This is a genomic window from Cohnella silvisoli, from assembly GCF_021190915.1.
Taxonomy (GTDB): Bacteria; Bacillota; Bacilli; order Paenibacillales; family Paenibacillaceae; genus Cohnella; species Cohnella silvisoli.
In genome coordinates, this window is sequence record NZ_JAIOAP010000012.1 from 147,292 (window position 1) to 170,071 (window position 22,780).

Sequence of the window (22,780 nt, forward strand, 5' to 3'; positions counted from 1 at the left end):
GGATTGCAGGCATCGTGCCTGACCTGTTAGCTGTGCGTGTTCCCAATAACGGTGGACATCCGGCGTTGCTTAATATCAAGAGAATAAAAGACCCTTGGGGTTCGGCAAAGCGTCTCGGGGACGATATTCGTCATGTTCCTCGCGTTGGCTCGCAGCAACCGCCAACTCTCTGAACTTCGGATACATGCTTACTGCTTCCCGTCTTCGACATTCGTATGAAATAATCGTATATCCCTGTTATACTTTTTGCCGGAGCATTTGTCAAACCCGCTTATGCGACTTCAACAAAAAAAGACCCCGAAGGATCTTTTGTTTTGACATCGATTAAGCTTCAATACCTCTAGGTTCACGGCTATCCAGAGATTCCCAGCCATCTTGCGTCAACAGCTCCATTTGCGTCTCGATTAACGCACGGAAACGCGCACGGTAAATTGTCGCCTGCTTTTTCAACTCTTCAACTTCCAAGGCAACCTTGCGGGACTTGGAGAGAGCGTCGTTGATGATGCGGTCGGCGTTTTTCTCGGCTTCTTTGACGATAAGCTGCGCTTCTTTCTTCGCATTGCCTCTCAGCTCGTCCGCCGCTTCCTGAGCGACGATGATGGTTTTGCTTAGCGTTTCCTCGATGTTGGAGAAGTGACCCAGCTTATCTTGAGTTGCGGCCACTTGATTTTGCAGTTCTTTGTTCTCGCGAATCATCGCTTCGTAATCCTTGATGATCTGATCGAGAAATTCATTGACTTGGTCTTCGTCGTATCCGCGCAGACGGCGGCCGAATTCTTTGTTATGGATGTCCAATGGAGTAAGTGGCATTGGCGCACCTCCTAGAGTCTAATTTCCACGTAGCTTGTTCAATGACTGAATTCGACGAAAGCTGTGAAAATCCTTCTAGACTTCTACACAAATTTACCGATTCGCACTCGAATTCTGCCGCTTTTCGACACACCTTCCACATCCAGCACCTTGAATCGGCCAAAACCTTTCATCGATACGACATCCCCCGCCTTCAAAGGATGGGACGGATCTTCTACCGGTTTCCAGCTGACGCGGCAGCGCCCCGCTTTAATCGGTGCGACGATTTTCGTCCGGCTAAGCCTGAAGACGTCGCTAGCCACGCCATCGAGGCGCATCGACGCGACGGAGATCACTTGCTCCTCCAGCTTCGATATGACCTCACGTAGGGCGGTTAGAGGCCGTATAGAGACAATCACATCTATTCGGTGCGCTTGCTTCATGTGCCCGATCAGGAAATCGCCAATTTCTTGGGCTATTAGCGCATGGCAGCCCTCTTCGCTAACATGCAAATCTCCAATCTTATCCCGTTTAATCCCAAGTCCAAGCAATGCACCCAAATAATCTCCATGATCCAATTCCGATATTCGACGATCATCCGAGGAGATATCCAACACAACTATGCCCATGTCCTCGTCTTCCAATGTTTTGTAATCCGGCGCCACGATGGCTTTTTTCCGCTCGGCTTGTTCGCTTCCCCCATCTAATCTTACCTGCACATCCGGGTTCCGATTAGCCAACGTAAATAAAATATGCGCCTGGCGAGGGTCGAGGAAATCCGTCCGCTTCGTCTCATGACGATCGGCGGCGCGTTCGACCCATTCCGAGGCGCGGTCCACAAAAGATTTTTCATCCGGATGGAAATGCTCGTAAATTTCTCGTTGCACCATAGGACCCCTTCTATCGGGCAATGAAATCCAGCACGGTTACTAACCCGTAAGCCACGAACTTCAATGCGAAAAAAGCTACGATCGGCGAAATGTCCAACATGCCGCCGATTGGCGGGATGAACCGGCGGAAAGGCCGCAGGTAAGGTTCGACCAAACGTCCTAGGAAATCGCCTACGAAGCTTTCGCGAACGGAAGGCAACCAAGACATGAGCACATAGATGATAATCATGTAAGAGTAAATAGTATGGAGTATCCAAATATACGAACTTATGTCATTCAATCTAGTGTCACCTCATTTTAGGGTAGTCGGCATCCTCGGCCAGCATCTCCGTAATCGTTCCCGACACTTCCACCGAATCCGGCGTGCAGAGGAAAATATCAGGTCCGAGCTTAGAGATATGACCACCAAGCGCATAAACGGTACCGCTTAAGAAGTCAACGATTCTAATCGCTTGATCTCTTCTCACGCGCTGCAAGTTAACGATGACTGAACGACGGGATTTAAGTTGATCCGCGATTTCCTGAGCTTCATCGTAGCTGCGGGGTTCCGTTAAGACGACTCGGGCGTTCTTCTGGGAGTGTATGCTTACGACATTGTTCTTTCCCGATTGTTTACGCGAATCGAACGGAGGGGTTTCAATTTCTTGTTCATCTGTCGCGGACGATCTCCCTCGTTCTGTTTCAAGATCTTGCTCATGCTCTTCCTGCAAGCCTAAATAATTCAGAAAACGGTTCATAACGCTCATTGCGTTCCCTCCTCTATCTCTTCTTTCCCGACTAGCACCGTTCCCAAACGCACCCGGGTCGCTCCTTCTTCAACCGCAACCTCGAAATCATTGGACATCCCCATCGAAAGCTCTTTCATCGGCTCTTTCAAAATGGACATTTCGTTTAACTCGTCCCTCAACTGTCGAAGTGCGCGGAAGATCGGTCGAGTTTCCTCCGGTATGCTTTCATATGGGGCCATAGTCATCAACCCGATAGGCTTGATCCGGTCAAAGGCTTGCAGTTGGACGATAAATGGTTTTACTTGTTCGGGAGCTAAGCCGTGCTTCGATTGTTCACCGGATACATTCACTTGCAGAAAACATGGAACTTGAATGTCAAGCTTCTGCGCGCGCTCATGAATAGCTTCAGCTAATGAGAGACGGTCCAAAGAGTGAATGTAATCGAACTTGCCGACAACATCCTTCACTTTGTTTGTTTGGAGGGAACCTATGTAGTGAAAAACAGCTTGTCCCTTCAGCGCGTCCCATTTGGCTTTCGCGTTCGGCCAGCGGTTTTCTCCGATGTGGGATACACCCTCAAGCACGACTGCCTTGGCAGTATCCACCGATACGTATTTCGTAACGGCGATCACCTGTATGTCTTCCCGATGTCTTCCGCTTCTTCGGCATGCTTGCTCAAGCCGGCTTTCCACGTCTCGTAGACGGCTCTGTAAAGTCACGAAACGATCACCTCGATTTCTTACCCAGCCAACTCATCATGCGGCCTGTTGTACCGTTCTCCATACGATGGGAAAACAACAAGTCCGTACGACAGCCTGTACACCATGATGACATTTCGATGCGGCTCGGCATAATTCCTGCTTTTATCATAAGATGTCGGTTTAAATGTTTCAAGTCGAGTTGGGCGCGGTCACTTGATGGAGATATTTGTATGATGCTTTTATCATCTAATGGACGAACATGTTGGAGTACGGATTCATCCACCTCATAGCAACTTGCTCCTATGGACGGCCCAATTGCCGCCATTAGATTTTTCGGCTCCGTACCGAATGCCGCTGTCATTTTCTCTACGGTTTTAACAGCGATTTCGGATACTGTGCCCTTCCAGCCTGCATGGGCGAGTCCAATGCTTTCCGTGACGGGATCGTAAAAATATAAGGGAACGCAATCGGCGAAATACATCGCCAGCAGCACGCCGGGAACGTTAGTGATTAGTGCATCCGTATCGGCAATTGCGCTCAGCCGGTCAAACCGACCGCGTCCTGCGTCATCCGATGTAACTAAGTACACGTTATTGCCATGTACTTGCTCTGCACAAGTAAATGCTTCAAATGGCCAACCTAACTGTTCGACAACCCGTTTGCGGTTATTTATTACGGTCTCGGGAGCGTCACCAACATGGAGAGCGGTGTTGAAAGCATGTCTCGTCGTAAATCCGGCGGTTAAATGATCCAATTCGCACCAAGGCTGAAGCATTAACAATGAGGGCGCTTCATTTTCCGGGAGCAATTGAAAAGGTTCCATGAATGTACACCTCCGCCACCCAGTTTACCATAGCTCAGCGCCAATCGGAAGAAAGGCGCCGCAGCGCGCTATCTTCCTACATGCTCCCCATCTTCTAGCCGATATACCTTCGTCGTATCATCCAACCGAACCAACACCACGTCCGTGCCGATTTTCACGATATTCCTCCACGGTATGACTACATCGTTTCCCCCGCCGAACATTCCGAATAGCCTGGTCGCAGTAGGCACCACGATTGAATCGATCCGCCCTTGGCGTAAGTCCAGTTCCAAGTCGCTTACTTGGCCCAGCTTCTTGCCATCCACGATGTTGATAACGTCCTTTGTCTGAAAATCTGATATTTTCACAACACTCGCCCCCAGTCGACCGGGCACTCGTACCCTATTACTAAATATATGAGCAGCTCTGGAAAAATGTACGGCTTAGCAGTAACAATATATTCGCAGACTGAAAAAGAACAGAAAAGAGGATGAAGACTCGCTTCATCCTCTTGCCTTAGTTAACGTTTAGGTTTTGACGTGCTTCTGCATTTGCTGAATAGCCGACTTCTCGAGACGGGAAACTTGGGCTTGAGAGATACCGATCTCGTCAGCTACTTCCATCTGGGTTTTACCTTCGAAAAATCTCATTGAAAGTATCATTTTCTCGCGATCGTTCAATTTTCTCATCGCTTCGCGAAGAGCGATTTCTTCGATCCACTGCACATCTTTGTTCCGCTCGTCGCTGATTTGATCCATGACGAAGATCGGATCGCCGCCATCGTGATAGATGGGTTCGAACAAGGACACAGGATCTTGAATCGCATCTAAAGCAAATACGATATCCTCTTTAGGTACATTCAGAACCTGGGAAATTTCCAGTATCGTCGGCTCTCTCGAATGTTGGTTGGTCAGTTGGTCTCTTACCTGCAGCGCTTTATAGGCAATATCGCGCAAGCTGCGGGAAACGCGTATCGGGTTATTATCCCGCAAATAACGACGGATTTCCCCGATGATCATCGGCACTGCATACGTTGAAAATCGTACATTTTGACTCAAATCAAAATTATCGATCGCTTTCATCAAACCGATGCACCCGACCTGGAATAGATCGTCGACAAATTCGCCTCTGTTATTGAAACGTTGGATCACGCTCAATACTAATCGCAAATTGCCGTTTACCAATTTTTCCCGGGCAGCGAGCTCTCCTCGGGTTTGTAGAGCAAGAAACAGTTCCCTCATTTCGGCATTAGTTAGAACGGGTAGCTTTGAGGTGTCAACTCCACAAATCTCCACTTTATTACGGGTCAAGGCAATTCCTCCCGGGGAGCAGCATTAATGTAAAGTATCTCCGGGAAGGGGGTTTTTATTCCACAAAATGAGACTTCTGGCACATACAGAAAAAGTGTGAAACGATCGAATATTCGCGCAATTCCTAAACCATTTTGTTAAATTCCTTGCGCAGCCGCTTAATTATGCGCTTTTCCAGCCTTGAAATATACGATTGGGATATGCCTAGAAGATCGGCAACATCCTTCTGCGTTTTTTCTTCCCCATCCGCAAGTCCAAAGCGTAATTCCATGATCGTCCGCTCTCTCTCGCTGAGCTTATCGAGCGCTTTATGCAATAGCTTGCGATCGACCTGTTCTTCAATATTGCGGTAGATCGTATCGTTTTCCGTACCCAGCACATCAGAAAGTAAAAGTTCGTTGCCATCCCAATCGATGTTTAGAGGCTCATCAAAAGAAACCTCTGTCCGAGTTTTGCTATTGCGTCTTAAATACATCAGAATTTCATTCTCGATGCATCGTGAAGCATACGTTGCCAATTTTATTTTTTTCTCGGGATCGAAAGTATTAACCGCTTTAATGAGCCCAATGGCTCCGATGGAAACAAGGTCTTCGATATGAATTCCTGTATTCTCGAATTTCCGGGCGATATAAACGACTAACCGTAAGTTACGTTCGATCAGCATAGCCCGAATTGCGGCATCGCCTGTCGATAACCTTTCCAACAAATATTCTTCCTCTTCCCGGCTAAGCGGTGGAGGTAACGCTTCGCTGCCTCCGATGTAATAGACTTCTTCGCTTTTCCATCCGAACCAGAATAACAGGCGATAAAACGATAATTGGGACCTTAATTTCAAGTTCACGAACATTTCTGCTAACCTCCTGTCACGCAGGCTGAGATGGAGCCGACGACACGGGGTCGGCTTGAGCCATGTCCGGATGGACGATGGCACGATAAGATCCTTCGGAAGACAAAGTACCTGCATCTAAACCAATAAGAACCCGGTTTATTTGAAGAGGGGGATGTCCTTCCCGAGACAACATGACAACATCCGGCTTCAAAGCCAGCATGAGACGGGTATTGCCGTTAACCGCACGATAGGGGACGAGACGCAGGCGATTTCCCCAAAGATAATCTTCGGTGAAACGTGCATCCATTTCGGAAATGAGCTGGTCCGGAGATTCGCTTTTTAACCGTTCGCACCAGCCTGGAGGCAATTGTTCCTTCCAAACGCTTGCTTCCATGATCATGACGGGAATTCGGGTCAAAGGCTCATACAAACGATTTCCGGTATCAAGCAGCGCCCTTACCGCCCAGCTGCCTTCTTCTACCTTAATCTCGATATCCCAAAAAAGCTGTTCCATGTCTTGCCGTTTTCTGCGAGTTTCTGAGGTACTCCGAAATAACCATACGGATAACAAAAAGGTGGTTATAAACAATCCCAGCTGCATTTGCCACTGTAAAGTGAGTCCACCTTCCGCTGTATACGTCATCCCGCCCCACGGAGAATCCGCGGATTGCAGTAGAAACTCGATGCCGATTACCCCTCCGAGCGTCGTAAAATTCACCAGGTAAAATGCGCCGAAGTTTCGAACAAACTGCAACGGGCCACCGTAACCGAAGGAGAGCAGCACCATGATGACGGAAATGAGCACCTTCGTTCCAAACGAGTACAAGTACGGGATTTCAGCCCAAAACATCGCCGCCGCATAAAATGCTCCCAAAAAAGCGGCAGCAAATAAGCGGCTTCTAGTTGGCCGAAGCCGGCGAACTTTGGCGGTCGCAAGAAGTACGGTTCCGTCTACTGCCAGATTGGTGAAAAATACTAAATCTACATACACGGTCATAAGGAACCCCCATCCTTGATCGCCCGGAAAACTCCGGAAATAGGCAGGCCGGGATGGATGAACCTAGTATAATCGCTTTCAATTTCGGTGTCTGTCTAATCTTGCCGACCCTCAAAACCTTTTTTTGTCGATACAAGTAATACCGAGCGGATACTAAAAAAAACTCCGACCCCACATAAGTGGAATCGGAGTTCAACAGCGATGTTCAAATCAGATTTAACGATCCCCACGCGGACGATTACGCAAAAATGCCGGAATGTCCAACTGGTCGCTCGATAAATTCTGGTTTCCGAACGGGCGAAGGTTGCCTGCCGGACGAACTTCATTATTGGTTACAGGCTCTGTGTGGATTTGAGGAGGGGCTGCCGGCGCCGAACGACGCGATGGACCTTTATGCTCGAATCCGGTAGCAATAACGGTAACTTTAATTTCATCCTTCAAGTTGTCGTCAATGATGGCGCCGAAAATCATGTTTACTTCCGGATCGGAAGCAGAAATAACGATCTCTGCCGCTTCATTAACTTCGTATAGGGATAAATTAGAGCCGCCCGTGATGTTCATAATGACACCGCGCGCGCCCTCGATGGACGTTTCCAAAAGCGGGCTCATGATCGCTTTACGAGCTGCTTCCATTGCCCGGTTCTCACCGGAAGCCATTCCGATTCCCATTAAAGCTGATCCACGCTCCGACATGATCGTCTTTACGTCGGCAAAGTCAAGGTTAATCAATCCCGGTACGGCAATGAGATCGGATATGCCTTGTACCGCTTGACGCAATACGTTATCGGCTTCACGGAAAGCTTCGAGCATAGGCGTTTTCTTGTCAACGATCTCAAGAAGCCTGTCATTGGGAATAACGATTAGCGTGTCTACTTTTTCCTTGAGCGCTTCGATTCCGAGTTCCGCTTGCGCGGAACGTTTGCGTCCTTCGAAAGTAAAAGGACGAGTGACAACCCCAACGGTAAGAGCGCCGCATTCTTTCGCGAGTTCAGCGATTACGGGGGCCGCTCCGGTACCTGTTCCGCCCCCCATACCGGCTGTAACGAACACCATATCCGCGGAACGAAGCGTATTCGTAATGAATTCACGTGATTCCTCGGCCGCTTTTTTACCCACATCCGGGTTGGCACCGGCTCCGAGTCCTCGCGTAAGCTTGTCCCCGATTTGCAGCTTTTGCTCCGATTTCGTTAAGTGCAAAGCTTGCGCATCCGTGTTAACGGTAATAAACTCGACGCCTTTGACGCCGTTCTCGATCATTCGGTTTACAGCGTTACTGCCGCCGCCACCGACTCCGATGACTTTGATTTTCGCGAGCGGTTCCAGTTCAAAATCAAACTCCAACATAATTTGCTAACTCCTCCTTGCTTCGCTTGAATGGTTCCTCGTAAGCGGCGGCTTAAATAAATTCCTTGAACATGTTTTTGAACCATTCAACAATGCCAGGTTTGGGTGCCGTGCTGCTTCCGGACGATTTGGCTTTAGGGGTGCGTTTGGTTCCGACCGCGCCGCGTGTTCGTACGTATTTGGTCACATATTGAATCATGCCGACTCCACTGCTGAAGGACGGGTCTCTTACGCCGATATAATCCGGCACGGCGATTCTTACATTGGATTCCAATTCGATCTGAGCCAATGGAAGAACGCTAGGCAAAGAAACCGATCCGCCGGTCAGGACGTAACCGTTGATTTTGTCGTGATAACCGAGTCTCTTCACTTCTTGACGAATCATCTGAAAAATCTCTTGCATGCGGGGCTCGATAATATTGGCGAGATCCAATTGGGAGAAATCCTTCTCCATATTGCTTCCCACCCTCATCACCTTGAACTTCTGATCCTCCGCAGCGTCTTCCGTACGGGCGCAGCCGTACTTCAGCTTGATCTTCTCAGCATGCTCCGTTTGGGTTTTGAGGCCGTAACAAATATCGCTTGTCACATAATCTCCGCCGATTGGAAGCGTCGAGACAGCAGCGAGGCTTCCTCCTTCGAAGATAGCAAGAGTTGTCGATCCCGCGCCGATATCGGCTAGAACGGTACCCATCTGCTTCTCGTCTTTGGTTAAAGCCATCATACCTGATGCCAGCGACATAAGAATAAGGCCGGAAATACGCAGACCTGCTTTCTCTACGCATCTCATGAGGTTATGTACCGCTGCTTTGGTGCCTGTAATAATGGTGCATTCGACTTCTAGACGAACGCCAATCATGCCGCGCGGATCTTGAATATCCGCCAGCCCGTCAACTAAAAACTGCTTGGGAACAAGTCCGATAATTTCCCGTTCAGGGGGTAAGGCAACCACTTTGGCCGCTTGTAAAACACGCTCGATATCTTCTTCACCGATTTCCCGATCTTCATTGGAAACGGCTACGACTCCGTGATTACTTTGCAAAGCGATATGATTGCCGGAAATCCCGACGTAAACCTCGCTAATTCCGATTCCGACCATGCGTTCGGCATGATCGACGGCATTACGGATGGACTGCACGGTTTGGTCAATATCTACAATGGCGCCTTTGCGGATCCCATCGGAATCTGCAGATCCAACGCCAATGATGTTAATGGCCCCGTTGCTGATCTCCCCGATAATCACCCGGATTTTCGAAGTTCCAATATCCAGGCTGACGATGAGGTCGTTGTTGCTCAACCGGTGGCACCTCCCGTAGATCAATGAAAATGGCTGCGAACAAGGGATGCTTCCTCTACTTATTCCACATCCACGAGGTTTTCCCTCTTTTTTCTACAATTTTTTTGGTCGTTCATGAAGGGCGATGAGCAGAGACTCTATTAGAATACCCATTTCACCCATAAATGAAATTCTAGCATTATTTTTGTCTATTGAGTAGAGTCCTTTTCCTTAAGTTTATTAGCTCCCTGCGATGCATCGGTTACATTTTCCGCGGAATACGGCAAATAAGTGTCCGCTTCCAACATTATTATCTTCCCAGGTTCCCGATTTTGCACGATATCGCTAATATAGGAAATTTTATCCTTCAACTTTTCCACAGTTGTCACGACTTCAAAGCGCGAACGGGTAAAGAGCTTGATCCGGTTCGGATAAGAGACGGATGGATCAGGGTGAATCTCGGACAAATCCGCAAGAAGGTAACTAGGCAATCCGCTCAGAACACCGCAAAGGGCAATCAAGTTCGGATCTTCCGGCTTCCATCCGGATAAAATCGGCTTATCGAGCAAGCTCCCGTCGGGCATGGGCAAGGACAATCCGTTGGACAGTACGGCAAATACTTTGCCGTCTGCCGTAAGCTGAACGGCTACTTGGGAATATTCCTTGACTTCAACACTTATTACGCCGGGGAATTTCTTTATAATCTTAACACTTTCAATCGGTTTTAACGAACTAACCTTCTTTTTCAGCTGACCAATGCTCGGAATAAAAAAAGAATCGCCCGGAGCAACTCCGAGAGCATTCGCAACTTCCTCTTTGCGGAGGTATTCCATGCCGGTTATTCGAATTTCCGAAATTTTGGATAGAGGGGAACGGAAAAACAACACGATAAGCACGATTATAAAAAGAGCAATCAGAATTCTAAGCAATTTTCTGCCGCGTCGAGTCCGTGGTACTTCTTCTTCCCGCTTCAAAGCGGGAATGCGATCGGTCATTGTCCGTCCCCCTTTCAGTGCTTGTCCAATGTTTACGTATAAGAAACCCCGCGGCGGAAAAAAATTCTGCGGCGGGGGAAACTTCTCCGTTAGCTGCAAACTTTGCTTCTGTGGACTTCACGGGTAATTTTTCCGCCAATTTGGCGGAACATCTCCTCGATCCGGTCGTAGCCGCGATCGATATGGTGCACTTGCTCCACGACAGTAAGACCTTGCGCCGCCAAACCCGCGATGACAAGCGCCGCTCCCGCGCGCAAATCGGTCGCTTCGACCGTAGTGCCGTAAAGCTGCGGCACTCCGCGAATAAAAGCATTATTCAGATCGACGCGAATGTCGGCCCCCATCCGGCACAGTTCATCCACGTGCTTAAAGCGCCCTTCGAACACCGTTTCCTTCATCAAGCTTACCCCATCCGCTAACGACAGCAGCGTCATGACCTGGGCCTGCAAATCGGTCGGAAAAGCGGGATAAGGCGACGTTACGATGCGATCAACCGCCAGAGGGCGTTTGTACGCACCGACGTTTATTATATCATTGCCTACCTCGATTTGAACACCGGCGCGGCGAAGCACATGAACGAGGGACGTAAGGTGACTCGGCTGCGTATTCTCGAGCGTCACTTCCCCGCGCGTGGCCGCTGCGGCAACCATGACGGTGCCGGTTACGATCCGGTCGGGGATGACCTCAAAATCACAACCTCTTAAGGAGTTAACTCCGTCTATCGTTAACATATCCGTACCTGCGCCCTGTACTTGAGCGCCCATCTCGTTGAGAAATTGCTGCAAATCCTGGATTTCAGGCTCTCTTGCAGCTCCGATGATCGTTGTCCTTCCTTGAGCAAGGACTGCGGCCATCATAATATTTTCCGTCGCTCCGACGCTAGGAAAATCTAAACTAATTTCGGCTCCTTTGAGTCGACGGGCGGAGCAGACGATCCTGCTGCCCTTCTCTTCTATATTCGCACCTAGAGCCGCAAGACCGCGCAAATGCAAATCAATCTTTCTTTCGCCGATGGCGCATCCCCCTGGTTGATAGAGCTGAACTTCTCCGAAACGAGCGAGAAGAGGCCCCATTAAAAAAACCGAAGAACGCATTTTCCGCATCAATGTCTCCGGAATGTGAGAGGATGTTGCGACTGCCGTTTCGACCGTCACCACCGTATCCTGATGTCGGGCTTTACACCCGAGATCCCGCAAAATGTCCAGCATCACTTCGATATCAAGCAGCCTTGGAACGTTGCGGATCGTCACCTTTCCTTCCGCGAGCAAGCTGGCGGCCAAAATCGGCAAAGCGGCATTTTTGGCTCCGTGGATACGAATGGTGCCCGAAAGCGGATGCCCGCCTTCAATCACCAAATTGTCCAAGGGTTTCACCTCCGGGTTACCGCTCACCCAACAAGAGAACCTCCGGCACTAACGATACTCCATAGGTTTGTTCGACCGTTTGTTGAACTCGTCGCATGAGGGTGAGGACGTCCTCAGCCGAAGCACCGCCGTGGTTGACGATAAAGTTGGCATGTAACTGGGAAACTTCAGCCGCACCCTCGCGTTGCCCCTTTAACCCGGCCGCTTCGATGAGCCTTGCGGCATGATCGTTCGGCGGATTGCGGAACACGCTGCCTGCGCAAGCCATTTGGAGCGGCTGGGTACGGAGTCGGCGATCTTTGAACGAAGCAAGCGCTGCCGCAATCTCCTTGCGGTCCCCGTTAGCCAGACGGAAAACCGCACGAGTAACGATACCCCGCCGTTCATGCAAAATGGAGTGGCGATAGGAAAACGCCATCTGATCATTCCCGAGTACTGCCCTGCTCCCGTCTTCCCACGTAATGTCGACTGACTGTAAGATACGCGAGATGTCCGAACTGTGCGCGCCGGCATTCATATACACGGCACCGCCAACCGTTCCGGGAATTCCTCCGGCGAATTCCAAGCCGGTCAGCCCTTCCTTGCCCGACATGACCGACAGCTTGATGAAAGAATACGATGCTCCCGCAATCACCGTATTGCCTTCAAACCGTACATCGTCGAAGCCGTCGCCTAGCTTGATGACGGCCCCGCGAACCCCTTTATCGGATACCAGAGTATTGGAGCCCCGACCTAGTACGCACCATGGTACGCCATGGCGGTGCAACAGCGTTAAAGCTGCCGACAGCTCTTCTTCGGTTCCCGGGATCAGAAATAAATCCGCGGGTCCGCCGATTTTCCAAGTCGTATATCCGGCAAGCGGCTCGTTTAGCCTCACATAGCCGATTCGTGCTTGTTCAAGCTCAGCGACCAACTGCTGCATCGAGATTTCCTCCTTACAAGTCCTTCAGGGCTGCACGCTGTCGTCGTTACCGGCGCCTGCAAGTTCGGCAGTCACGATCACGTTGTATCTTATGACGACTGGGCGGGGGTGGTGACAAACGCCCATTAGCAAGCCTAGCGAAAGACAAAATGGTTTATGATTTCCGGCTTAACCGGACGATTTGATCGTATATCGTGGAAGCAGCTTCAGGCATGCCGAGTTTGCGCGAGGCAAGAGCCATTGAACGCCTATGCGCAATATTGCCCATAATGGCACTGATGTGGCTGAATAATAAGCTGCCCGTTAAATCCCGTTCGAGTATCATAACCGCCGCGCCGGCATCCGCCAGGCTTCTGGCATTAGCTTCTTGGTGGTTGTTCGTTACGTTCGGAGAAGGGATCAATACGGATGGAATACCGAGCGCCGTGATTTCCGCAAGAAAAGAAGCGCCCGCACGGCCAATGAAAAGAGATGCAGCCGCGAGGACTTCCGGCATATTGTGAATATACGGAAGCACTTGGACCCGATTCGCCGCTGCCGGCATTAATTTTCTTATTCGCGTCTCGGTTTCTTCGTAGAATCTTTCCCCCGTCACGAAAACGAAATGCGTGTCGGCCAGCTTAGGTAATAACGGCATCATTTCCGTCATGGCCTCGTTAAGAGCTTTCGCTCCCCCGCTCCCGCCGGCAACTAGAACAAACGGCGTCTCCGGCAACAATCCGAGCGATGCGAAACCTTTATTCCGATCGGCACTCAACACCGTCGTAGCACATGGATTACCTGCGTGCACCACGTCAGGGCAGCGGCTGAAATAGGGGACGGATTCCGCAAAACTGACCGCGACCCCTTGCGCGTAACGGCTTAAAAATTTATTAGTGAGCCCCGGTATGACATTCTGCTCATGAATGAGCGTCGGAATGCCCAGCCTTGATGCCGCATATACGACAGGTCCGCACACGTAACCTCCGGTTCCTACGACGACATCGGGTTTGAATTTTCTAAGTAGTTGTTTAGAACGACGCACTCCCTGCACAAAACGCATTACCGTTCGCACGTTGTCCCAAGATAACGATCGCCGGAATCCGGTAATCGTAATGTCTTCGAAGGCGATGCCTTGCTGCGGAACGATCCGGCCTTCCAAGCCGCGGCTCGTTCCGATGTAGAGCAAGGACGAACCCGGCTCTCTCGCCGTTACTTCCCGGCCAATGGCCAAAGCAGGATAAATATGTCCTCCGGTACCTCCGCCGGTCAATACGACACGCATGTAAGTCACCTCGAATAACGGGATAAATTAAGTAAAATGCCAAGCGCCGTCAATAACAGCGTGAGCGACGATCCTCCGTAGCTGACTAACGGAAGCGTGATGCCCGTTACCGGCAGCAACCCGATAACGACGCCGATATTAATTAACACCTGTACGGCAATGATACCGACGATACCCGTGGCAAGCAAGCTGCCGAACGGATCTGAAAGAGTTATCGCCGTTCTCATACCGCGCCAAATCAGTAACAAGAACAACATAAGCAGCAAGGAGCCTCCAATAAATCCGAGCTCCTCCGAAAGAATAGAAAATATAAAATCGGTTTGCGGCTCCGGTAAATAATTGTATTTCTGACGGCTCATTCCGAGACCAAGACCTACCAAGCCACCGGGACCGATCGCGTACAGCGACTGTATGGATTGGTACCCAGCACCCAGCGGATCTTGCCACGGGTCTAGAAAAGCCGTTATCCGCTGCAAACGGTAAGGCGCGGCGGCTATGAGTCCGATTAATCCCGCAAGGCCTAATAAGGCTAATCCGCCTAGGTGAGCGACTCTCGCTCCCGCTACATAAATGACAAGCAAGGCAGCGCCGATCATTACCGCACCCGTGCCTAAGTCCGGCTGCAGCATAATCAGCCCGAACGCTATGCCCATAATGCCAAGCGGCGGAAGCAATCCGGTTGTAAATCGGGTAATTTGATTTTGCCTCTCCGAGAGAAGTTTGGCCATGAACAGAATCATCGCCAGCTTCATGAATTCGGAAGGCTGAATGCCGAACGAGCCGATCCCGAGCCAGCTTCGAGCGCCGCCCCGGACAACTCCGAGCCCCGGAATCAGAACGATGACCAGCATGCCGAAACAGATCAACAGTGCCGGAACCGCCCATTTCCGCCAAAAGGCATATTCTACGTTCATCATTACGAACATAGAAACTACGCCTAACACGGCGAACAGCAGTTGTCTTTTCACATAATAAAAAGAATCTCCGTAATCATGAAAAGCTGCGACAGCGCTAGCGCTATACACCATTACTACGCCGATGGCCAGAATGCCAAGCGTAGCGGCGATCATCCATAAATCGGGAACGGAACGTGTTTTGGCCATGAACCGGGCACCTCACGGTTTGCAGAAGTGGGGACGGGCCCCCTACTACAACGTATGCGCCGATTGCTTAAAAATGCGACCTCGTACCTCATAGGAGGGGAACATGTCCCAACTGGCGCAAGCAGGCGACAGGAGAACGGTATCTCCGGGCACCGCCATCGCGGCAGCTTCCTCTACGGCACGGCGAAGCGTCAGCTCGGCGTTATCTACAGGTTCGACGATTTTGACGCTCGTTAAACCGGATAACGCGGCCACGCGGCCGATCTTCTCCCTCGTTTGCCCGATCGCGGCAAGACCTTTAAGCCGGTCCCGAAAAACCGGAAGCAGCTCCATGTAGTCGGAGCCTCGATCCAGCCCTCCCGCAATGAGGATAAGGGGCGAGGGCAATGACAATATCGACATCGTCGTTGCCATCGGATTCGTTGCCTTGGAATCGTTATAATACTTCACGCCGCCAAATGTCCCGACATACTCTAGTCGGTGCTCCACTCCGCGGAAATCACGCAGCGGCTCAACCAGCTTCCGCGGTTCCGCGCCGGCCGCCAAGGCGATGGCGATAGCCGCCAAGGCGTTCGCCGTATTATGGCGTCCGGGGATGCCTAGCTCGTCAACGCGAATGATCCGCTGCTCCAGCCTGTCCTCATCCCGATGGACGATCCACCTTTCCGCCTCGATCTCGTCCTCGCCCGGACGCACGTCCGGATAGGGCGGATCCACCATGACGCCTTGCGATAATGTGCGCGTTAAAGAAAACGGCATCCTTCTTGCTTTGAACTTTGCCGCCAGGAAACGGCATGTTTCGTCATCCTCGTTATAGATGGCAACGTCGTCCGGCGTTTGATTCTCGAACAATTTCGCCTTGGAACCGACATAATCCTCCATCGTCCCGTGATAATCCAGATGCGTCTCCGAAACATTCAGCAAACAAGCGATGCGCGGGCGAAAATCCGACGTTCCCTTTAACTGAAAGCTGCTCAGCTCGGCAACAAGCCATCCGTCCTCCGCTACCTCTTGCGCCGCCTCGCTTAGCGGCCGCCCGATATTGCCCGCGACAAGCGGCTTAAGCCCGGCGGCTTCCAACAGCACTCCGGTTAACGTCGTCGTGGTCGTCTTGCCGTTGGAACCCGTAATGCCGATGAGGGGAGCCGGCGACAATTGGCCTGCTACCTCCACCTCGCTGACCACTTCGACGCCAAGCCGCTCCGCGGCAACGACCGGATCGGCCGAATAAGGAATGCCCGGGTTTTTGACCAACAACGCGGTTTCCACCGTGACCAGCCCTTCGGGATGACCCCCGCACACAACAGAAATGCCCAAAGCCGTAAGTTCATCGGCTTCAGGGCATTGCTCGCGTTCCTTCTTGTCGTTGACGATCACGTCGGCGCCGACGCCGTGAAACAGTTTGGCGGCGGCGACACCGCTCCTCGCCAAGCCGAGAACGACGACTCGCCGCCCTCGGTAAGATGTAAGTCGCATCATGTCGTTATAGCCCCTTTGGAGTGACAACAAACCGCAGACGCCAGAGGCGCTGCTCGGTTTGGTCGCACTTAACTCGCCTTATACAACAGCAGCCCGGCTCCCGCCAACAACAGGCCCACGAACCAGAAGGTCGTGACGACCCGCCACTCCGACCAGCCCGAAAGCTCGAAATGGTGGTGGATCGGGCTCATTTTGAAAACCCGTTTGCCCCGTGTCTTGAATGAGGCGACTTGAATAATGACCGACAGCATCTCAAGAACGAACACGCCGCCGATGACGATGAGCAGCAGCTCCGTTTTCGTTAAAATCGCAACCGCGGCAATGCCCCCGCCGAGTCCGAGCGAGCCGGTATCCCCCATGAAGATTTTGGCCGGATGCGCGTTGTGGACGAGGAAGCCTAACACGGCTCCTACTACCGCTGCGCTGAATACGGCCGATTGCGGCTGCGTCGCTTCCAAAGCGATAACCGCGAAAGCTCCGAACGCCAAGGCGCTTGTCCCGGATAACAACCCATCCAAGCCATCCGTGAAATTAACGGCGTTCGTCGATCCCAGAAACATGATAACGACTAACAAATAGTACGACCAGCCCAGATCGATCGACCAATCCGTTCCCGGAACGCCTACTACCGTGCTGTGATTCATATCATAGAGAATATAGCAAAAAATGGCGGAAAACAGCAATTGGCCGAACAGCTTCTGCTTCGCCGTCAACCCAAGCGAACGCTTGAAAACAATTTTAATATAATCGTCCAAAAATCCGATAAGTCCAAAACCTAAGCATGCGGTCAAAAGAGCCCAATATTCCGGCCCTTTATCGGCGAATTTCAAAAAAGCAAGCGTCAAAGCAACCAAGATGATAATGCCGCCCATCGTCGGCGTGCCTGTTTTCTTCAAATGGGACTCAGGACCGTCGACGCGCACCTGCTGCCCGAATTTAAGCCTGCGCAGGAGCGGAATAAACAGAGGCCCGAGCAATACCGCAAGTACGAATGAAACGCCTAACGTCCAAAAAATCGATGTATAGTCCATTCCGTCACCTCCTGGCTCCTTTCTGCAATGCCGTAACGATTTCTTCCAAACGCATCCCTCTGGATGCTTTGACAAGTACCAAGTCCTCAGAATCGAGGTGTTCCAGCAAGTAGTCCATTAAAGCGCCCTTGTCCCGGAAATGCATGGCTTTATCACCCGGAAACCTCGGCTTTGCTTCAATATACGTTTGCTCCGACAACGGCCCGAATGCAATTACGTTATCGGTTTTAGACTCGCTCAAATAGCTGCCGATTGCACCATGGAGGGCGATTTCATCCGGTCCGAGCTCCAGCATGTCGCCCAGTACAACCCACTTCCGTCGAAAGCCGGATAATTCCGCAACTAGATCAATCGCCGCCTTAACGGAAGTAGGACTGGCATTGTAAGCGTCATTGAGAATGACGGCCCCGTTCTTGGCGGAGCTTCTCTCTATTCTCATTCCCGTAAGCTTCGCCGACTTCAACCCTATCCCGATCTCGTCGAAGGATAGTCCAAGCAATCGTCCGACGGCAATGGCCGCGAGGGCGTTCACCGCATTATGCCTGCCCGGCACGGGCAATTCAACATTTGTATCTGTATCTCCTAAGGCGGTAAATTGCGTTCCTTCGGCGGTTACCCTGATGTAACGCGCAATCCAGTCGTTTTCCGGATTTTCTCCGAAAGTGACGATTTTAACTTTTTTCCCCAAATTTCTGGCAGCTAGTTCTTCGGATAACAACGGCTCGTCGCCGTAATACACAAGCGTTCCTCCCGGCTTTAACCCGTCCGTTATCTCGAGCTTGGCCCGGGCAATGTTCCTGCGGGAGCCGAGCTGCAGCAAGTGGGATTCTCCCACATTGGTGATGACCGCTATATCGGGCTGCCCGATTCGGGACAAGAGGGAGATTTCTCCTGCTCCGCTCATCCCCATTTCAAGTACAAGCACTTCGGTTTCTTGCGCCGCGCTTAGGATCGTAAGCGGCAAACCGATATGATTATTGTAATTGCCCTCTGTTTTATGTACCCGATATCGGGTTTCCAACACGGAGGAAATTAAATCTTTCGTCGTCGTTTTCCCGTTGCTCCCCGTTATCGCAACGACTTTCGCCTGCAATTGGCTCAAATAGCCAACTGTTATTGCTTGCAAGGCTTCTAAAGTATTATCAACAATAATTAACGGGATGCCGATGTCGGCATCGGGCATAGGTTTCCTTCTACCCCACAAGGCAGCGGAAGCTCCTGCTTCCCGGGCCGTATGAATGTAATCGTGCCCGTCAAACCGGTCTCCCGATAACGGTACGAATAATTGTCCGGGTCGTATTTTGCGCGTATCGGTCGAAACGCCTGATAATATAAGGCTATCTTGATCGGAGACATTCGTAATCTCCTCGGCGCCGCACCATCCGGCCACTTCGCGAACCGTTGCTTGCATCACTTGCTTCGACTCCTTATCGCTTCTTTCGCTACGAGGCGGTCATCGAAATCGTAGGTGACCCCGCCGATGAGCTGATACGTCTCATGGCCTTTCCCCGCAATCAATACTACATCGCCTGGGCTTGCCATTTCAACCGCTTTTTCTATGGCGAGGCGTCTATCGGGTACCAGTTCGTAACGCTCCCGGGGAATGCCGGCTTTAATCAAACCGGCTTCAACATCGCGTAATATGGCGAGCGGATCTTCCGTTCTTGGATTGTCGCTCGTTACGATTAATCGATTCGCGAGTTCGCCGGCGATGCGACCCATTATCGGACGTTTAGTCGCATCCCGGTCCCCCCCGCAGCCAAATACGCATATTACGTCCCTTGTTGCCAACTCTTTGACCGTATGAAGAACGTTCTCTAATCCGTCGGGGGTGTGGGCATAATCGACGATTACGGCATAGGGTTGCCCCTCGACCACCGCTTCAACGCGCCCGGGCACACCCGGAATTCTCTCCAAGCTTCGGACGGCTTCATCCAAATTGATGCCCTCGCACAAAGCAGCGCCTAGAGCGGCTAGCGCGTTATATACGTTAAATTTCCCTACGAGCTGCAAGTTGACTTGACGATTGCCGCGGAAGGATTGAAGCATGAAAGACGTGCCGGTAGCCGTAATCTTTACGTCGGATGCTTTAAGATGGGCATCGTTCTCAATGCCGTAGGTCAACACTTCGGAAGAGGTCAACTTGGCGAAACGAGCCGAAGCTTCATCGTCGCTATTCAACACGGTGAAAGTACGCTCCTTAGCATCGTCCGAGAACGTATTGCCGAGCCGCGAAAAAAACAGTCCTTTGGCGGCTTCGTAAGCTTCCATCGTTCCGTGATAATCAAGATGATCTTGGGTTAGATTCGTAAACACCGCGGTTTTGAAGCGGCATCCCTTGACCCGACCTTGCTCCAAGGCATGGGAAGACACCTCCATGACGCAGCGCTCCGTCCCCTCCGCCAACATGGCGTGAAAAATCCGCTGAAGCTCAAGAACGTCGGGAGTCGTTCCCGACATCGGGAAGCTGCGGCCTCCATAACGCGTTTCAATGGTGCCTATAACCCCAGCGGAAACGCCTGCATCGGCCCATATTTGCTCGATTAAATAAGTCGTCGTCGTTTTCCCGTTCGTTCCGGTAATCCCGATCGGACGCAGCTTATGGGAAGGTCTTCCATAGAAGAAATCGGTTATGATCGCCAGCGCCTGACGAGCATCCGGGACGACGAGCTGCGGTACGGATACGGGGAGCTCACGTGTCGTAACAAGAGCGCTAGCCCCCCGCTCGATCGCTTGAACCGCATAGTCATGCCCGTCAACCGTATGCCCCGGCAAGCAAAAAAATAAGCAGCCGCGCACCACCTTGCGGGAATCGACCTCCAAGGCATCGATGTTAACGGACGGATCGCCGATTGTTCGCGCTAGCAGCAATTGTTGGGATAGTTCAAAAAAATTCATAAGAAACCGGCTCCTTCAGCTAACCTGACGTACCCTCATTATCGTCCAATGACTCCTATTCATTCAAGGGGTATAGCAAACTTTAGTCCGAAGCGCCTAGATAGATGCGGATGACCGAACCCTTATCAACCCTTGCTCCGGCGGCGGGAGCTTGCCGAATAACCGTGCTTCCGCTTCCAGAAGTTGCTAGCTGAAAGTTAGAATTCATGTCTTCATACAAATCGGATACCGTCTTGCCTACCAGGTTCGGAACGGTGACGATCGGAGGTTCCCCCGACCCGTATTTATATTCCTTCTCCACTTGTTTGGTCCGAGGTTTGACGCCTAAATGAGGCAAGGCGTCAGCCATAATATTGCGAACGATCGGAGCGGCCACGACACCTCCGAATTGGATGCCTTGCGGGTTGTCTACCGCTACGTAAACAATCAATTGCGGATCGTCCGCTGGTGCAAACCCAATGAATGAAACGATATGCTCATTCTGGGAATACCGCCCGTTTACGACCTTCTGCGCCGTACCCGTTTTTCCTCCGACCCGATAACCGTCCAGAAACGCCTTGGCTCCCGTTCCTTGCGCGACAACCTTCTCCAGCGCCTCTCTCACCTTCTTCGAAGTTTCCGGCGAAATGACCTGACGAACGAGCTGCGGCTTGGCATCTTCCAATACCATCCCGGTGTCCGGTTCAATCCATGATTTGGATACATAAGGTTTATACAGCTTCCCGCCATTAATCGCGGCCGACACTGCCGTTATTTGCTGGATCGGCGTAACGGAAACCCCCTGTCCGAAAGCGGTTGTGGCGAGCTCTACCGGTCCGACCTGCTTAGGTTTGAACATGATTCCGTTCTCCTCCCCTTTCAAGTCGATGCCCGTTTTTTTCCCGAAGCCGAAATCGTAAATATAAGAAAACAGCTTATCCTTGCCCAACCGCTGCCCGAGCGTTACAAAACCCGGGTTGCAGGAGTTCTCGACTACTTCGAGGAAGGTTTGGCTGCCGTGTCCGCCCTTCTTCCAGCAGCGCAGCTTCGCTCCCGCCACTTCAATGTAACCGGGATCGTAGAAATGCTCATGCTCCAGGTTCACTTTTCCTTCCTGCAAAGCCGCCGCGAGCGTAATGATCTTAAACGTGGAACCGGGCTCGTAAGTCATCCAAATCGGCAGGTTCCGGTTATACACCTCGGAGGATACTTCCTGATATTTGTCCGGCTCGAAGGTTGGACGGCTGCCCATCGCGTATATTTCTCCGGTATTCGGATTCATCGCGATCGCGATGACGCTATTGGCCTGATACTGCAGCATCGCTTGATCCAGCTCCCGTTCAACGATGGACTGGATAGTCTGATCGATCGTCAATTGCAACGACAAGCCATCCTGCGGCGGCACGAAATTGTCCGACGATTGCGGCATCTTCCTGCCTGCGGCATCCGATAAGTAAGACACGCTTCCCCTCAAACCCGTCAATCTTTGATCGTACTGCAGCTCTAAGCCCGTTAATCCTTGATTATAGCTTCCCGTGAAGCCAAGCACGTGAGATGCCAGACTTCCGAATGGATAAAATCGTTTGTTGTCTTCGGACACCACTATGCCGGGCAATTCCAGTTTGCGAATTTCCAGCGCCTTTTCCGTCGTGATTTTTCGCCCGCCAGGCTTAAGCTCTACGCTCGATTGCCTCTTCGTCAGAAGTTTGACCAACGTCTCTTCCGACATCCCCAGAGGCTCCATCAGCTTACGCGCCGTTTCCCTAACATCTTTGATTTGCACGGGGATGGCCATGATCGACGGCGAGCTGATGTTGTAAGCCAGACGGATTCCGTTGCGGTCGACGATTTCACCCCGCTTGGCTTGGAAAGGAATATCCCGTCTCCAGGAATCCTCCGCCTTCTTCGTAATTTCACCGCCGATCCATAGCTGCACATAACCTAACCTTGCCACCATCGCCGCAAAAGCAAGCACCGCCAATATTAATACGAAATAAAGCCTTTTACGAACGGTAACCTGAGAAACCTTCAATCCGAAAAACCCCCTTTACCGGGAACGTCTGAACCTAAATGGGCTTA

At 51.3% G+C, this 22,780-nt stretch carries 22 protein-coding genes and 1 other annotated feature (1 of these 23 cut by a window edge); all 22 genes read right to left on the reverse strand.

Going from position 1 to position 22,780, the window contains the following annotated elements:
- Positions 1-214 (reverse strand) — a binding site (T-box leader); it reaches 89 nt to the left of the window's first position.
- Between the two features lie 110 nt (positions 215-324).
- Complete coding sequence (locus K7P76_RS21655; protein ID WP_232187399.1) at positions 325-810, reverse strand: DivIVA domain-containing protein; 486 nt, start codon at positions 808-810, stop codon at positions 325-327.
- An 83-nt stretch (positions 811-893) separates the two neighbouring features.
- On the reverse strand, positions 894-1,679 hold the full coding sequence (locus tag K7P76_RS21660; protein ID WP_232187400.1) for a YlmH family RNA-binding protein: 786 nt from the start codon (positions 1,677-1,679) through the stop codon (positions 894-896).
- Positions 1,680-1,689: 10 nt separating this feature from the next.
- The gene (locus K7P76_RS21665; RefSeq protein WP_255678687.1) at positions 1,690-1,959 is read right to left on the reverse strand and encodes a YggT family protein; all 270 of its coding nucleotides are present in this window, start codon (positions 1,957-1,959) and stop codon (positions 1,690-1,692) included.
- A 7-nt stretch (positions 1,960-1,966) separates the two neighbouring features.
- Entirely contained in the window at positions 1,967-2,425 is a 459-nt protein-coding gene (locus K7P76_RS21670) for a cell division protein SepF (protein WP_232187401.1), read from the reverse strand.
- Positions 2,422-3,126: a YggS family pyridoxal phosphate-dependent enzyme gene (locus K7P76_RS21675; RefSeq protein WP_232187402.1), complete on the reverse strand. Its 705-nt coding sequence runs from the start codon at positions 3,124-3,126 to the stop codon at positions 2,422-2,424. The genes K7P76_RS21670 and K7P76_RS21675 overlap by 4 nt, the downstream gene beginning before the upstream one ends.
- Positions 3,127-3,133: 7 nt before the next feature.
- Complete coding sequence (gene pgeF, locus K7P76_RS21680) at positions 3,134-3,931, reverse strand: peptidoglycan editing factor PgeF (protein ID WP_232187403.1); 798 nt, start codon at positions 3,929-3,931, stop codon at positions 3,134-3,136.
- A 68-nt stretch (positions 3,932-3,999) separates the two neighbouring features.
- On the reverse strand, positions 4,000-4,278 hold the full coding sequence (locus tag K7P76_RS21685; protein WP_232187404.1) for a YlmC/YmxH family sporulation protein: 279 nt from the start codon (positions 4,276-4,278) through the stop codon (positions 4,000-4,002).
- A gap of 159 nt (positions 4,279-4,437) precedes the next feature.
- A complete protein-coding gene (gene sigG / locus K7P76_RS21690) occupies positions 4,438-5,220 on the reverse strand; it encodes an RNA polymerase sporulation sigma factor SigG (RefSeq protein ID WP_232187405.1) in 783 nt (260 codons plus the stop codon).
- Between the two features lie 124 nt (positions 5,221-5,344).
- Positions 5,345-6,067, reverse strand: coding sequence for an RNA polymerase sporulation sigma factor SigE (gene sigE, locus K7P76_RS21695; protein WP_232187406.1), 723 nt, complete (start codon positions 6,065-6,067; stop codon positions 5,345-5,347).
- Positions 6,068-6,083: 16 nt separating this feature from the next.
- Positions 6,084-7,046 (reverse strand): sigma-E processing peptidase SpoIIGA, encoded by a 963-nt coding sequence (gene spoIIGA, locus K7P76_RS21700; RefSeq protein ID WP_232187407.1) that lies wholly within the window; start codon positions 7,044-7,046, stop codon positions 6,084-6,086.
- Positions 7,047-7,262: 216 nt separating this feature from the next.
- On the reverse strand, positions 7,263-8,390 hold the full coding sequence (ftsZ, locus tag K7P76_RS21705; protein ID WP_232187408.1) for a cell division protein FtsZ: 1,128 nt from the start codon (positions 8,388-8,390) through the stop codon (positions 7,263-7,265).
- A gap of 52 nt (positions 8,391-8,442) precedes the next feature.
- Positions 8,443-9,687 carry a cell division protein FtsA gene (ftsA, locus tag K7P76_RS21710; protein WP_232187409.1) on the reverse strand — a complete coding sequence of 415 codons (1,245 nt, stop codon included), beginning with the start codon at positions 9,685-9,687 and terminating at the stop codon, positions 8,443-8,445.
- Between the two features lie 188 nt (positions 9,688-9,875).
- A complete protein-coding gene (locus tag K7P76_RS21715; protein ID WP_232187410.1) occupies positions 9,876-10,661 on the reverse strand; it encodes a cell division protein FtsQ/DivIB in 786 nt (261 codons plus the stop codon).
- Between the two features lie 89 nt (positions 10,662-10,750).
- Positions 10,751-12,025, reverse strand: coding sequence for a UDP-N-acetylglucosamine 1-carboxyvinyltransferase (gene murA / locus K7P76_RS21720; RefSeq protein ID WP_232187411.1), 1,275 nt, complete (start codon positions 12,023-12,025; stop codon positions 10,751-10,753).
- 16 nt (positions 12,026-12,041) lie between these two features.
- Positions 12,042-12,947, reverse strand: coding sequence for a UDP-N-acetylmuramate dehydrogenase (gene murB, locus K7P76_RS21725; RefSeq protein WP_232187412.1), 906 nt, complete (start codon positions 12,945-12,947; stop codon positions 12,042-12,044).
- Between the two features lie 154 nt (positions 12,948-13,101).
- Positions 13,102-14,211 (reverse strand): undecaprenyldiphospho-muramoylpentapeptide beta-N-acetylglucosaminyltransferase, encoded by a 1,110-nt coding sequence (gene murG, locus K7P76_RS21730; protein WP_232187413.1) that lies wholly within the window; start codon positions 14,209-14,211, stop codon positions 13,102-13,104.
- A gap of 5 nt (positions 14,212-14,216) precedes the next feature.
- Positions 14,217-15,314, reverse strand: coding sequence for a stage V sporulation protein E (gene spoVE, locus K7P76_RS21735; protein WP_232187414.1), 1,098 nt, complete (start codon positions 15,312-15,314; stop codon positions 14,217-14,219).
- Between the two features lie 45 nt (positions 15,315-15,359).
- Complete coding sequence (gene murD, locus K7P76_RS21740; protein ID WP_232187415.1) at positions 15,360-16,793, reverse strand: UDP-N-acetylmuramoyl-L-alanine--D-glutamate ligase; 1,434 nt, start codon at positions 16,791-16,793, stop codon at positions 15,360-15,362.
- A 68-nt stretch (positions 16,794-16,861) separates the two neighbouring features.
- Positions 16,862-17,824, reverse strand: a complete 963-nt coding sequence (gene mraY / locus K7P76_RS21745) for a phospho-N-acetylmuramoyl-pentapeptide-transferase (protein WP_232187416.1) — start codon at positions 17,822-17,824, stop codon at positions 16,862-16,864.
- A 4-nt stretch (positions 17,825-17,828) separates the two neighbouring features.
- Positions 17,829-19,235, reverse strand: coding sequence for a UDP-N-acetylmuramoyl-tripeptide--D-alanyl-D-alanine ligase (locus K7P76_RS21750; protein ID WP_255678702.1), 1,407 nt, complete (start codon positions 19,233-19,235; stop codon positions 17,829-17,831).
- Positions 19,235-20,722 (reverse strand): UDP-N-acetylmuramoyl-L-alanyl-D-glutamate--2,6-diaminopimelate ligase, encoded by a 1,488-nt coding sequence (locus K7P76_RS21755; protein WP_232187418.1) that lies wholly within the window; start codon positions 20,720-20,722, stop codon positions 19,235-19,237. Before K7P76_RS21755 ends, K7P76_RS21750 begins: the two co-directional genes overlap by 1 nt.
- 82 nt (positions 20,723-20,804) lie before the next feature.
- The gene (locus tag K7P76_RS21760) at positions 20,805-22,733 is read right to left on the reverse strand and encodes a stage V sporulation protein D (protein WP_232187419.1); all 1,929 of its coding nucleotides are present in this window, start codon (positions 22,731-22,733) and stop codon (positions 20,805-20,807) included.
- Positions 22,734-22,780: the final 47 nt, after the last annotated feature.

What these genes read in the sequence shown, in the direction of transcription:
- K7P76_RS21655 (WP_232187399.1), bottom strand. Translation starts at nt 810, where the DNA reads ATGCCACTTACTCCATTGGACATCCATAACAAAGAATTCGGCCGCCGT.
- K7P76_RS21660 (WP_232187400.1), bottom strand. Translation starts at nt 1,679, where the DNA reads ATGGTGCAACGAGAAATTTACGAGCATTTCCATCCGGATGAAAAATCT.
- K7P76_RS21670 (WP_232187401.1), bottom strand. Translation starts at nt 2,425, where the DNA reads ATGAGCGTTATGAACCGTTTTCTGAATTATTTAGGCTTGCAGGAAGAG.
- pgeF (WP_232187403.1), bottom strand. Translation starts at nt 3,931, where the DNA reads ATGGAACCTTTTCAATTGCTCCCGGAAAATGAAGCGCCCTCATTGTTA.
- sigE (WP_232187406.1), bottom strand. Translation starts at nt 6,067, where the DNA reads ATGTTCGTGAACTTGAAATTAAGGTCCCAATTATCGTTTTATCGCCTG.
- spoIIGA (WP_232187407.1), bottom strand. Translation starts at nt 7,046, where the DNA reads ATGACCGTGTATGTAGATTTAGTATTTTTCACCAATCTGGCAGTAGAC.
- ftsZ (WP_232187408.1), bottom strand. Translation starts at nt 8,390, where the DNA reads ATGTTGGAGTTTGATTTTGAACTGGAACCGCTCGCGAAAATCAAAGTC.
- K7P76_RS21715 (WP_232187410.1), bottom strand. Translation starts at nt 10,661, where the DNA reads ATGACCGATCGCATTCCCGCTTTGAAGCGGGAAGAAGAAGTACCACGG.
- murB (WP_232187412.1), bottom strand. Translation starts at nt 12,947, where the DNA reads ATGCAGCAGTTGGTCGCTGAGCTTGAACAAGCACGAATCGGCTATGTG.
- murG (WP_232187413.1), bottom strand. Translation starts at nt 14,211, where the DNA reads ATGCGTGTCGTATTGACCGGCGGAGGTACCGGAGGACATATTTATCCT.
- spoVE (WP_232187414.1), bottom strand. Translation starts at nt 15,314, where the DNA reads ATGGCCAAAACACGTTCCGTTCCCGATTTATGGATGATCGCCGCTACG.
- murD (WP_232187415.1), bottom strand. Translation starts at nt 16,793, where the DNA reads ATGATGCGACTTACATCTTACCGAGGGCGGCGAGTCGTCGTTCTCGGC.
- mraY (WP_232187416.1), bottom strand. Translation starts at nt 17,824, where the DNA reads ATGGACTATACATCGATTTTTTGGACGTTAGGCGTTTCATTCGTACTT.
- K7P76_RS21750 (WP_255678702.1), bottom strand. Translation starts at nt 19,235, where the DNA reads ATGCAAGCAACGGTTCGCGAAGTGGCCGGATGGTGCGGCGCCGAGGAG.
- K7P76_RS21755 (WP_232187418.1), bottom strand. Translation starts at nt 20,722, where the DNA reads ATGAATTTTTTTGAACTATCCCAACAATTGCTGCTAGCGCGAACAATC.